Here is an 11,993-nt window from a genome sequence, read left to right on the forward strand (position 1 = left end):
CCAGTCTCAGCCAGAACCGCATCAGCGATCATGGAAGCGGTGACGGAACCGAACAACACGCCCTCTTCGCCGACCTTGGCGTCGACGAAAATCTTCTTGCCCTCGAGCGAAGCCTTCAGGGCCTCAGCGTCGGCGATACGCTTCTCCTCGCGCTTGGCAATGTTGCCACGGCGCTGCTCGAGCTGCTTGAGATTGCCAGCGGTAGCCAGCACGGCCTTCTTCTGAGGGCCGAGATAGTTGTTGAAGAAGCCACGAGCAACTTCGACGACGTCGCCTTCGCCGCCCTTGCCCTGGACCTCGGTAAGCAGGATAACCTTCATTGGTGCCTCCTAGCGATTGCGGCGGTCGCCGCGGCCGCTCACGGCCGGAACCGTGTAGGGCATGAGAGCCATCTCGCGAGCGTTCTTGATCGCGCAAGCGATGTCGCGCTGGTGCTGCATGCAAGCGCCAGTCACGCGACGGGGCTTGATTTTGCCGCGGTCGGTAACGTATTTGCGCAGCATAGCCGTGTCTTTGTAGTCGATGTACTGAGCGTCGTCCTTGCAGAACTGGCAGTACTTACGGCGAGGCTGCTTGGTGTATTCAGCCATTGATTTCCTCTTTCAGAACTGTGTCAATAATTGATTGACGGGAGCAGACTAGAACGGAATGTCGTCGTCGTAAACGGACGTATCGATCGCAGGCGCGGCAGCGGGTGCCGGAGCATACGATTGAGCGGGCGCGGCCTGCATGCGCGGGGCAGCCTGTCCGCCGTCGCGGCTCGTCATGAATTCGAGCTCGTCGACAACGACTTCAAGCTTGCTGCGCTTGCTGCCATCTTGCGCCTGCCACTGGGACCAGCGCAATTTACCCTCGATAGCGACCTTGCTGCCCTTGCTCAAGAAGCGAGACACGCTTGCGGCGCGGTTGCCGAACATCGTGCAATCTACGAAGTTCGCGTAATCTTCCCACTGCTGGGTCTGGGGGTTGCGGCGACGGTCATTGACAGCCACGCCGAACGAAAGGACCTGGAAACCGCTCGGGGTTTCGCGAAGCTCGGGATCGCGCGTAAGATTGCCCGTGATAACCACTTTGTTGATGCTCATGACAAAATCCTCAATTCTTGAAGTTTGAGAGCAGCTGCTCCCTGCCTACTGGTTGACCGAGATTACTCGCGGTCGGTGCGAACAACGATCTTGTGGCGGACCACCGCGTCGGTGATGCGCAGCACGCGATCGAGCTCCGCGATGTTGGCGGGGTCTGCGTGGAAATCGATGAGGGTGTAGTCGCCCTCGGTCAGGCCGTTGATCTCGTAGGCGAGCTTGCGCTTGCCCCAATCCTCAACGTTGTCGATCTTGCCTTCGCCCTCGGCGATGGTAGCCTCGATACGCTTCATAACGGCGAGACGGGTTTCGTCGCTGATGGTGGGCGCGACGAAGAACAGCAATTCATAAGCCTTCATTGTGTCACCTCCTCTGGACTTAACGGTCCCGGGGCATATGAAGGCGCTGCCCGGGACAGGAAACTTGGCTATGATAACAGTCAAATCCAATCGGGGCAATTGTTGTTTTGCGCCTTTGCCTCAACTCCACGCGTGCGCCACAATTCCCTACGAAGCATGCACGTATTAAGCAGATTAGCGCACGAATCTTGCCGAGACCTTGCCCGATTCGTGACGTTTTCCTTTGGAAAAGTTGCCAGATTGTGCCGAATCAAACGAGGTTTCCACGCGTTCTCCTTCGCACCTCACTTCAATTCCCTCGCAAAAAACGCCTTATGATCCAACGAATACGTGTCATACATGTCATGCAACGTGTGTTTTCAACCGAAACGTTGCAATATCGCAGCTCGACAGGCGCGTTTTGCTATGATTCGGCACGATTTGCAAAGCGCCAAAGGCGCATTGAGTTTCCCAACACGCTCGCACGCGAGCGACAGAGAGGAGCAAACCATGGCTGACCGCAACGTTGAGAGCGACGAGCTCGGCGTTCCCCAGATCGACGAAACCCTCGAGATTCTGCTGCTGCAGGCAATCGAAGAAGCACAGGAGCACATGGAGGCGGGTTCTGAAGTCGTGCCGTTCACGGCACTGCTCAACGGCGAAACCGTGACCGAAGATACCCACACCGGCACGACCGAGGAATGCTTCGAGTCGGCGCGTAAAACCGTTGAGGCCGCTACGGGCGCTCGCGCATACGTGCTGTGCTACGACGGCTACATCGACACCGATGCCGGTCGCAAAGACGCGATCATCGCCGAAGGCGGCACGGCTGACGGCGGCAAAGGCGTTGCCGTGTGCCTGATGTACGAAGAGGGCGATGACGTTCTTACGTTTGACGAAGAGGTCGTGTATCTCGCCGAAGCGCCGAACTTCCTGGCCGGAGACGAGGAAGTTCCCGCAATTATCGAAGACGAAGAAGTCGACGAATAATTATTTTTAAAAAGCTGTTTACCTTTTTGGCTTTTTTGGTATACTGCTTTTTCGCTACGCGCAATGCGCATAGCAATCGACGCAATGGAGAGATGTCCGAGCTGGCCGAAGGAGCACGATTGGAAATCGTGTATGCGCCAAAAGCGTATCTGGGGTTCGAATCCCCATCTCTCCGCCAGATAACCTAAGCGCCGTTTCGCACGGCGCTTTTTCATACGACCTTCTTGGTCGCACCCTCGGAGGGGTGGCAGAGTGGTTGAATGCGGCGGTCTCGAAAACCGTTTGGCCCGCAACCCGGGTCACGGGGGTTCGAATCCCCCCTCCTCCGCCAGGTTATAAGCTACAGGCACGGGAAACCGTGCCTGTTTTTCTTTTTGTAAGCCCGTTCTGACGAACGGGCTTTTTTCATTTGAGCCGTCCTGACGCTGCGTGCCGCGCGGGCGGCCAAGCTGACTTTCAATCGTCGCTCGCCAGCGCGGCACTCGCTTTCCTTGGTGCGAATGAATCGCTAAGCACGTCCCAGCGCGCACGCGAAGCAAGCACCACCCTACCCGTTACCTGCTTCCATTACCTGTTAAATGTTCGTAGCGTTTAACAGGTTTGAAGTGTTAGTCAACGGCTTAGGTATAGTAGGCCTATTGGAACCGCGAGGCGCGAAGCGAGAATTGCAAAACCTGTTAAACGCTGCGAGCATTTAACAGGTTTGAGCGAGTTTGGGCATGAAGAAAGCGCCCGCAGAAACGGACGCTTTTCTGTTTAATTATGCAACGGCCACTTAGAAGGTTACCTTCGGAGCAACTTCTGCACCGGCCTGGGCGTCGAAGCTCGAACGCTCCTTGAAGCCGAACATGCCAGCGAATAGCACGGCAGGGAACGTCTGGATGGCCGTGTTGTACTTCATGACCGTATCGTTGAAGCTCTGACGCATGTAGCTGATCTTGTCTTCCGTATCGGCCAGCTGAGACTGGAGTTGCTGGAAGTTCGCATTCGCCTTCAGCTCAGGATATGCCTCAGAAACCGCAAACAGCGACTTCAGCGTACCGCTCAGAGCATTATCGGCTTCCATTTTCGCCTCGGGAGTCGTTGCGTTGGTGACGGCCGAACGCGCAGCGATGACCTTCCCAAGCGTGCCCGACTCATGCGCGGCGTAGCCTTTCACCGTTTCGACCAGATTGGGAATAAGGTCGCAACGGCGCTGCAGCTGCACGTCGATTTGCGCCCAGGCGTTGTCGACCATATTGCGCATTTTCACGAGGTTGTTGTACAGCATGATCGCCGCAATAACGAGCACGACGATAATCGCGAGAATAATTCCAAGTACCATGATTTCGCCTTTCAGACGGAAGTTTCAGCGCCCTGCGCGCCGTGTGTCATCATTATACGAAACCGAGCGCTCGCGCAGCGCTTACGCGATCAACGTTCACCCAAGCGTTGCGTTGGCGCGCCCGCAAGTAACCGCCCCGCAAAGGCGACGCCAAACCCCGAGTCCCAAAGCCCAAGCCCCAGAGCCCGGAACCCTAAACGAGGCCGACAATTCTCGCGGCGCTTCCCGTATACCACACAGCCCCAAACGAGTTGGGCCACGCCTCACGCGCCATGATTACCAGATCTTGCGCGGAGCGCCGAGGTTCGAACCTGCGCCTTGCCCATCGAGCACGCGCACGCCAATAGGGGCAAACGAGCAGCTGCGCGCCCACATGCCCTTCAATTTTGCCGCCGCGACGATATCGGCCGCCTTGCGAATCGAATCCCCGTCTTCCACAACTGCGAACGTCGCAGAACCGCTTCCGCACAAAAGCACCTCGGCCTCGCCCGCCGCATCATGCGCAACGCCTGGTTGGGACGCAAGCCACTCGCGCGTCTCGGCAAGCGCGGGGAGCACCTGCTCGGACGCCGCCGCCAGATTATTGAACAACGGCAATTCGGCAGCCGATTCAATTGCGTCGGTCGATTCGGCATGCTGTACGGCCGCCAGCTCGTCGAATGCGGCGTATGCGGCTTTCGTAGACACGCCTTCGTCGATCTTCACGAGAACCACCGTGCCACGCGCAGGCTCGAACGTGCGCTCGAGCACATCGCCCTTCCCTCCCAGTTGCACACAGCCACCGTGAAGGAAAAACGCCACGTCCGCGCCCAACGCGCGCGCCACGTCAAGCGCGGCCTCGCTCGCGGCATCTTCGCCCCACGCGCGGCACAATCCGGCGATAACGGCCGCCGCGTTCGACGAGCCGCCGCCAAGGCCGGCCTCGAACGGAATATGCTTTTCGATATGGATGGAGATATGTCCCTGTTCGTGACCGAGCTTTTCGGCGAGCGCCGCCGCGGCCTTGTAGGCGATATTGCTTTCAGGAGCCACGTCCAATTCGGGAATGCCCTCAAACGTCGTGCACGTCACATCAATCGCGAAATCGCTGAAGCCATCAGGGTTCAAATACGCATCCACGCCATCATCAAGAACAACCGTGACCATGTCGTGCAGCGTCAACGCCTGCATAATCGATTTCGCCTGATGGAAGCCGTCGGCGCGACGCTCGCCAATTTCGAGCTGCAAATTCACCTTCGCGGGGGAAAACACCGTGAGAGTCTGTTTCATGTCATTGCCTTCCTATTTCTCGCCGCGACGCGCTTCGAAGAATTCCGAAAGCACGTCAGCACATTCGCTCGCAAGCACGCCCGACTGAACTTCAAATGTATGGTTGAGCCGCGCATCGGCGTGTATCGAATACAGTGAGCCCAATGCGCCCGCCTTCGCGTCGGGCGCGCCGTACACGCATCGTCCGATGCGCGCTTGATGCATAAGACCCGCGCACATAATGCACGGTTCAAGCGTGACGTATACCGTGCAGTCGGGAAGACGCCAGCGCTCAAGTTCGCGCGACGCCTGCATGATGGCGGAAAACTCCGCATGCGCCGAGGGATCAGCGTCGGCCTCGCGGTGGTTGCGCGCCTCGGCGATAACCTCACCCTGGCACACCACCACGGCACCTATGGGCACCTCGCCTTCAAGTGCCGCGCGTTTTGCCTGTTCAAGGGCTGCGCGCATGAAGCGTTCGTCATCTTCGGCAACATCGTCGGCCGACCGCCACGCCTCGGCAAGCGACATGCCCTCATAGCTCCATGCCATGCAAGTTCCTTCCTTCATATATATGCAGTGTGCATTGTAGAGCATGCCCGCGCGCTGCGGGGCTTTTCGCGAATCAGCCACCAAGCTGTGAACGTAGCGTGAATCTGCGGTGCCGCCTTTCCGCAAAATCGAGCACGACAAGTGAGCCGGTTTCAGGGCGCTCCTATAATGAAAAGGTCACGCCTCCCACCTGGAGGCATTTTCTTTGGAACAACATGCGTGTTGAAGGCGATTGTGCCTCTAGCTTCGTGCGCACTTGGCCCAAATCGCTTCGCCGGGGCGCTATATCCGGCCCGAAAACATTGCGGCGCACGCCGCGGAAGGGAGCCTTTGATTTGAAATTAGCTCGACACCAAATAATTATGCTTGTCGTCATGATTTTCGGCACATTCGTGACCGTGCTGAACCAAACCCTGATCACACCCGCCCTGCCTTCCATTATGACGGAAATGAACGTCGATGCGGCAACGGCGCAATGGCTCACCACAGGCTTCACCTTGGTCAACGCCATTATGATTCCCATTACCGCTTACTTGATCGACCGCTATTCCACACGCAACCTATTCACGGTGTCGATGCTTATTTTCACCGCCGGTTCGGCGCTTTCGGGCTGGGGCCCCAATTTCCCCGTGCTGCTTGCTGGCCGTTTGCTGCAGGCGGCCGGCGCGGGTATTTTGATGCCCATGGTCATGACAGTGCTCATGCTCACCTTCCCGCCCGAACGTCGCGGATCGGCCATGGGCCTGTTCGGCATCGTCATCGCATTCGGGCCCGCCGTTGGCCCTTCGGCGGCCGGCTTCGTGATCGATGTCTACAACTGGCACGTGCTGTTCTGGATTGTGGTGGCGCTTTCGGCGGCGGGTATTATCTGCGCCTGGTTCGCGCTGAAAAGCACGCCGAAGAATGAGTCAAAGAACCTGCCGCTCGACAAGCCTTCGGTCGCGCTTTCGACCATCGGTTTCGGCGGCCTTCTGTATGGCTTTTCGACCATCGGTTCAAACGGGCTCAACATCGCCGACGCGGCAATCACGCTCGTTGGCGCTATTGTGGTGGCGCTGTTCTTCCGCCGCCAGCTGAAGATGGATCGTCCTATGCTCGAGGTGCGTGTGCTCGCGAACAGGAAATTCCTGGTGGGCACCATTATTGGCATGCTCGTGCAGGGCGCACTTTTGGCAGCAGGCATTCTGATGCCGATTTATCTGCAAAGCTACCTAGGTTATTCAGCGACCGTTTCGGGCTTGGTTATTCTGCCAGGCGCCATCGTGATGGGCGCGATGGGCCCCATTGCCGGACGCCTTTTCGACAAGCACGGCCCGCGCGTGCTGAGCCTCATTGGCACAAGCGCGCTCACCCTCTCGACGCTCGCGTTCGCATTCCTGGGTGACTCAACGGGGCTTATCTACCTCACCATTCTGTACACGGTGCGCATGTTCTCGCTTTCGCTCGTGAACATGCCTATCACCACATGGGCCATGAATGCGCTCGACAACAGCCTCATGAACCATGGTACGTCGGTGAACAATACCCTGCGCCAGGTGGCGGGCTCGTTCGGAACCGCCTTGCTCGTTTCCATTTCCTCTATTGCTACGAATATGAGCGCAGGCGCGACAGACCCCGTGCACGCAGGCATTTTCGGCGTGAATATGGCGTTTGCAGGAGCCACGGTAATGTGCCTTATTGGTTTCGTGCTCACCGTGATTTTCGTGAAAGACAAGCCGAGCGATGCGGCCGAGGCCGACCCCGACAACGTCAAGCGTTCTGTGCTCGAAAGCATCATGAAACGCGATGTGTTCACCCTGCCCGAGAATGCAACGGTTTTCGATGCCGTGAAACTGCTCGTCGACCATCATATTTCGGCGGCACCCATCGTGGATGGCGACGGCAAGCCCATCGCATTCGTCTCGGACGGCGACGTGGCTCGCTTCCTCTCGAAGCGCCACAGCACCTATACCGACCCTGTGGCGCTCATTATGCTCACTGAATCGAGCAGCGACGACTTCGCCGTGAAAGCCGCGAAGGTCATGAAAATGCGCGCGTATGACATCGCAACGCATGGGGTGATTTCGATTGACGTTCACACCGACATTCGCGAGGTATGCCGCGTGTTGGGCGAGAATCACTTGAAGAAAGTTCCCGTGACCGACGAGGGCCAGCTCGTAGGCGTCATCAACCGAAGCGATATCGCGCACTACTCCATGAGCAAATACCTGGAGCAAAACGAATCGGAGCTGGCGCAGACCGCCGCAACGGCATAAGCGCCGCAGCAAACGCGACAGCATGCACCGAGAATCGTCGCATCGCAGGCCCGAGCGCTAATTCATGGTTGCAGTAGAACCCTCGAGATGAACCCGCTGCAGAGGCGATGCAGGATACCCGCGACAGCGACAAACATACAAGATGAACCCGGAATCGTGATGCACGCACGCAATTTCGGCGAACGTCGACGCATTTCCTTGAAGACACCACGCTTTGTGGTATGCTTTCAGGGCTTTGGAGGAATGGCCGAGTGGTTGAAGGCGGCAGTCTTGAAAACTGTTGTGCCGCAAGGTACCGTGGGTTCAAATCCTACTTCCTCCGCCAGATATGTCACAGGCCAGGCAATTTGCCTGGCCTGTTTTCGTTTAAAAGGAAGACGACCGAGCATGGAACGCGAAATCACACCAGGCGTATATCGCCACTTCAAAGGAAACGAATACGAGGTCATTGGCGTGGCAAAACATTCGGAAACAGAAGAGCCCCTGGTCATTTACCGCGCGCTCTATGGCGAGCGCGGCCTCTGGGCGCGACCGCTCGACATGTTCGCAGGCGAAGTCGATCGCGATAAGTACCCCGGCGCCAAGCAGCGATACCGATTCGAACGGGCATAACCGCCCTCCCCTTCTCAAACATTGTTTCGCGAGGGCCAGCCCCGCCTAAAACAACAAAAGGCTCGAGCCGCAAAGCTCGAGCCTTTTCTAAAAAGGGGCCGATTCCTTGAAGGGAAGGTGGAGGGGTGGAATCGGCCCTTACGAGTTATCGTGTTGCCGCGCTGCGAAACGTCAGCGCCAACTCATTATTTGCCGGCAGCAGCGTTTTCGCCAGCAATCTTGCCGTACACCATGCACATGCCGCAGGAAAGGCCCTTGAGCGAGATGGGGTACTGAACCGCGAAACGACCGCCCTGCGGAGCGCCGCAAGCGTACAGACCTTTGATGATCTTGCGATCGTTGTCGTACACATGGCACTCGTCGTCGGAATCGAAGCCGCCCAGGTTGCCCAAGGTAAGGGCGCAGCCGCACTCAGCAGCATAGAACGGGCCATTCTCCAGAGCGAACAGACGCTGAGAGCTCTTGAAGAAGTCGGTGTCTTCGCCCGCCTTGCACAGCTCGTTGTAGCGCTCGATGGACTTCTTGGCCTCGTCGACATCGATGCCCTCGATTTTGGAAAGCAGCTCGTCGATGGTGTCGGCCTTCAGGCAACGGCCGTCAGCAACGGCGTCGTCGATATCTTTCTGGGTACGCACATTGATGCGCAGGCCAGAGGCGGTGTATTCAGGAAGCTCCTCTTCACGATAGAAGCACGCAACGCCGTGGGCAGCCGGGAAGTACTTGAGCTGCTCAGGCCAGCTGGCATCGAAGAACTGGTAAGCTTTGCGCTCAGGCTGAAGCTCAACCTGGTTCTCAAGCTGCTGGCCAGGAATGTCTTCGTTCATGAAGCGCTTGCCGCGCAGGTTCAGCCACAGGTAGCCGTTGTTGCCAATAACGCCACGGCCGTCGGGGCCAGCGCCGCCACCCATGTGGTGAATAACGGGAGCGTGCCACTGCTCGATGTGGGCACCAGCCCATGCGCCCATCTTGTGGCCCTCACCGATGTTGGTGTAGTTGCCCGCGGAGTCCATGTCGAGGGACAGAATCTGAACGCCGTTCTCAACGCACTGAGGAGCGTAGAACTTCATCATGTCCTCGTTGCCCAAGTAGTCGCCGGTCGCGATAATAACGGCCTTCGCATTGATTTTGATGTACTTCTCAGAGCCGGTCTTCTGGGCGAAAACGCCAGTCACGGTGCCGTCGGCGTCCTGAATAAGTTCGATGCCCTTGGTCTCGTAACGCACATCGGCGCCCGCGTCGATGGCGCACTGCAGGTTGTCCTGCATAACGGTTGCCAGGCTGCTGAAGCCGACCGATGTGGGGTAGCAGGGCAAATCTTCCTTGGTGTAATCATAGGTCTCGGGCACGGGATACATGTAAGGGAACATGTAGTTCTTCTGGCTTGCCTCGGGAATCTCGGCATAGCTTTCGGGAGCGATGTAAAGATCCTTGGAACCAGCCACAAACCAGTCGAGGGCCTCGCCCGACTTGTCGTAGTAGGTGGAAATGATGGACTGGTTCACATGGTGGCTGCACTCTTCCATGTGCATATTGACGACCATCTTCTTGTCAAGGAAGCCGTCGCCGCGGCCCCACTTGGCCTGCGTCTCGCCACCGAAAATAGCCATGTCGGAAGCAACGGAGTTGAGCTTCGGCGAAGACTCGAGCGCAACAACCTTCGCACCAGCCTCGGCGGCAGCGCGAGTGGCGGGAACGCCAGCGGCGCCCAGGCCTACAACGACAACGTCGGCGTCGACGGTCTCTTCAACGTCGGCATCGGCAATTTCAGGCTTCTCGCCAAGCCAAGGCATAGCGCCCGTGCCGTCGAAGCCCATCGTGGCCTCACCTGTAGCGGCAGCCTTGGTGTCGGCTTTGGCGTCGCTCTTGGAGCTGGAAGCAGCCGGCGAGCAAGCGCTCAAGCCAGCCATGCCGGCAATCGCGGCACCCGCGACAGCAGCGCCGGACAAGAAGTTACGACGGCTCATACCATTCTCAATGCTCATGGTGTAATCCTCCCTTTGGATTGTGCAGCCCCCTCTGGCTGCGCTTTAACCATGTGGCCCTCATGGGCCTTGCTTATGGTTCGTGGCGCCTCCTGCACCCCGAACCGATGCATTGCATTATGGGAAGTTTTGCCGAAAAAAGAACCATCCCCCATGGTTGAATCAAGGGGGATGGTAGGCGTTTCAAGATATGGACCAAATGTGTTGAATTTATTGTTTGCCCAGCTCAAAAGGCTCAACACTTAGAGATGATGGTGGATTTCACCGTTGTTTTGCCATTAAATCGCGTACGCGCGACAAAGAGATGAGCCCTTCACCGCACCGAAAAACTAAAGCGTGCGAAGCGCGTCGACCAGAGCAGTTTTGCCCTCAGTTTTCGCATCCTTCATCTTAATGACCTTCGCGGGAACGCCAGCGACAACCGCGCCCGCTGGAACGTCGTTCACCACAACGGCACCGGCGGCAACAACAGCACCCTCGCCCACGCGGCAACCCTCGAGCACCACGGCGTTCGCGCCAATCATGACATTGTCCTCAACGATAACGGGGGTTGCGCTCGCAGGCTCAACCACGCCGGCAAGCACCGTGCCTGCGCCAATGTGGCAATGTTTACCAACAATGGCACGGCCACCCAACACCACGCCCATATCGATCATGGTGCCTTCGCCGATAACCGCGCCGATATTAATAACCGCGCCCATCATGATGACGGCATTATCGCCAATTTCAACCTGGTCACGAATAATGGCACCCGGCTCGATGCGAGCGTTGATTTCCTTCATATCGAGCATGGGCACAGCGGAATTGCGGCAATCATTCTCGACTTCGTAGTAATCGAATGCGTTGGCGTTGGTTTCGAGCACGGGCTTGATGTCGGCCCAATCGCCGAACACAATCTTACCCTTGCGGCCGCCAAACACCTTCACTTCGCCCTTCGTAGCGCTGGCCTTATAGTTAACCTTCTGGCCAGGCTTCTCGCGTACATATACCTTCACCGGAGTTTTCTTTTCAGACGTAGCGATGAAATTGATGATTTCTTCAGCGTTCATGTTGATCCTTTCGATTCTCGGCACCATTCGATGCCGAACGCCGCCTGGGGTCGCGCGAGACCGTCGGCGCTCAAATTTGCTCTTGTTTCTTAGTTAAGCGCCGTCAAGCGGGCGCATAGCGAACGGTAGCGAACGGTAGCCCGGTGTGGTCTTGCGCGACTCCGAGCGGCATTCGGCATCACCGCCGTCGTTAAAACATCAGCTCGTCGAAGCCGTAGAACCCAGGTTCACGTTCGACCAGCTTTTTCGCCGCAGCCACAGCGCCCGACGCGAAAATGCGGCGTGACGCGGCGCGGTGCGTAAGGGCGACTTCCTCGTCTTCGCCGAAGAAGTGCACCGTGTGGGTGCCTGCGACCGTGCCGCCACGCAGGGCATGCACGCCAATTTCTCGAGCGGGGCGCTTCCCGCACATGCCTTCACGGCCGTATACCACATCGCACTCATCGTCGGGATTCACGGCCGAGAGCAGCAGTTTCGCGGTGCCGCTCGGTGCGTCGACCTTCTGATTGTGGTGGGTCTCGACGATTTCGATATCGAAACCGGGCAGCGCTTTTGCGGCCT

13 protein-coding genes and 3 tRNA genes are annotated in these 11,993 nt (G+C 57.8%); 6 read left to right on the forward strand and 10 right to left on the reverse strand.

Annotation, left to right across the window (positions count from 1 at the left end):
* From rplI to rpsF, 4 genes are all read right to left on the reverse strand, one after another.
* Positions 1–320 (reverse strand): 50S ribosomal protein L9 (rplI, locus tag ACWI8T_RS05585; protein WP_449138251.1); only part of this gene is annotated, 320 nt, incomplete at its 3' end.
* A 9-nt stretch (positions 321–329) separates the two neighbouring features.
* Complete coding sequence (gene rpsR, locus ACWI8T_RS05590; protein WP_114616439.1) at positions 330–590, reverse strand: 30S ribosomal protein S18; 261 nt, start codon at positions 588–590, stop codon at positions 330–332.
* 48 nt (positions 591–638) lie between these two features.
* A complete protein-coding gene (locus tag ACWI8T_RS05595; RefSeq protein ID WP_114616438.1) occupies positions 639–1,085 on the reverse strand; it encodes a single-stranded DNA-binding protein in 447 nt (148 codons plus the stop codon).
* A 62-nt stretch (positions 1,086–1,147) separates the two neighbouring features.
* A complete protein-coding gene (rpsF, locus tag ACWI8T_RS05600; protein ID WP_114616437.1) occupies positions 1,148–1,441 on the reverse strand; it encodes a 30S ribosomal protein S6 in 294 nt (97 codons plus the stop codon).
* Positions 1,442–1,930: 489 nt separating this feature from the next.
* On the opposite strand from rpsF, the gene ACWI8T_RS05605 reads away from it, so the two are divergent.
* From ACWI8T_RS05605 to ACWI8T_RS05615, 3 genes are all read left to right on the forward strand, one after another.
* On the forward strand, positions 1,931–2,410 hold the full coding sequence (locus ACWI8T_RS05605; RefSeq protein ID WP_449138252.1) for a hypothetical protein: 480 nt from the start codon (positions 1,931–1,933) through the stop codon (positions 2,408–2,410).
* An 86-nt stretch (positions 2,411–2,496) separates the two neighbouring features.
* Positions 2,497–2,588, forward strand: a tRNA-Ser gene (locus tag ACWI8T_RS05610).
* 60 nt (positions 2,589–2,648) lie between these two features.
* A tRNA-Ser gene (locus ACWI8T_RS05615) sits at positions 2,649–2,741 on the forward strand.
* Positions 2,742–3,185: 444 nt separating this feature from the next.
* On the opposite strand, the gene ACWI8T_RS05620 is transcribed toward ACWI8T_RS05615, so the two are convergent.
* The 3 genes from ACWI8T_RS05620 to tadA form a co-directional block, all read right to left on the reverse strand.
* Positions 3,186–3,734 (reverse strand): LemA family protein, encoded by a 549-nt coding sequence (locus ACWI8T_RS05620; protein ID WP_449138253.1) that lies wholly within the window; start codon positions 3,732–3,734, stop codon positions 3,186–3,188.
* A 276-nt stretch (positions 3,735–4,010) separates the two neighbouring features.
* Entirely contained in the window at positions 4,011–5,003 is a 993-nt protein-coding gene (ispE, locus tag ACWI8T_RS05625; RefSeq protein WP_417759885.1) for a 4-(cytidine 5'-diphospho)-2-C-methyl-D-erythritol kinase, read from the reverse strand.
* A 12-nt stretch (positions 5,004–5,015) separates the two neighbouring features.
* A complete protein-coding gene (tadA, locus tag ACWI8T_RS05630; protein WP_288168864.1) occupies positions 5,016–5,534 on the reverse strand; it encodes a tRNA adenosine(34) deaminase TadA in 519 nt (172 codons plus the stop codon).
* A 335-nt stretch (positions 5,535–5,869) separates the two neighbouring features.
* Between tadA and ACWI8T_RS05635 the strand changes: the two genes are divergently transcribed.
* The 3 genes from ACWI8T_RS05635 to ACWI8T_RS05645 all read left to right on the forward strand — a co-directional run bounded on the left by ACWI8T_RS05635 (position 5,870) and on the right by ACWI8T_RS05645 (position 8,401).
* Positions 5,870–7,789, forward strand: a complete 1,920-nt coding sequence (locus ACWI8T_RS05635; protein WP_287538921.1) for a DHA2 family efflux MFS transporter permease subunit — start codon at positions 5,870–5,872, stop codon at positions 7,787–7,789.
* A gap of 237 nt (positions 7,790–8,026) precedes the next feature.
* A tRNA-Ser gene (locus ACWI8T_RS05640) sits at positions 8,027–8,114 on the forward strand.
* Positions 8,115–8,176: 62 nt separating this feature from the next.
* Positions 8,177–8,401: a DUF1653 domain-containing protein gene (locus tag ACWI8T_RS05645; protein ID WP_329933059.1), complete on the forward strand. Its 225-nt coding sequence runs from the start codon at positions 8,177–8,179 to the stop codon at positions 8,399–8,401.
* A gap of 185 nt (positions 8,402–8,586) precedes the next feature.
* Here the strand turns inward: ACWI8T_RS05645 and ACWI8T_RS05650 are convergent, their stop codons facing one another.
* The 3 genes from ACWI8T_RS05650 to dapB form a co-directional block, all read right to left on the reverse strand.
* The gene (locus ACWI8T_RS05650) at positions 8,587–10,383 is read right to left on the reverse strand and encodes an FAD-binding protein (protein WP_302886249.1); all 1,797 of its coding nucleotides are present in this window, start codon (positions 10,381–10,383) and stop codon (positions 8,587–8,589) included.
* A gap of 329 nt (positions 10,384–10,712) precedes the next feature.
* A complete protein-coding gene (gene dapD, locus ACWI8T_RS05655; protein ID WP_303050730.1) occupies positions 10,713–11,432 on the reverse strand; it encodes a 2,3,4,5-tetrahydropyridine-2,6-dicarboxylate N-acetyltransferase in 720 nt (239 codons plus the stop codon).
* Between the two features lie 190 nt (positions 11,433–11,622).
* The coding region (dapB, locus tag ACWI8T_RS05660) for a 4-hydroxy-tetrahydrodipicolinate reductase (RefSeq protein WP_449138254.1) at positions 11,623–11,993 on the reverse strand (371 nt) is incomplete at its 5' end.

The organism is Slackia sp., from assembly GCF_977041755.1.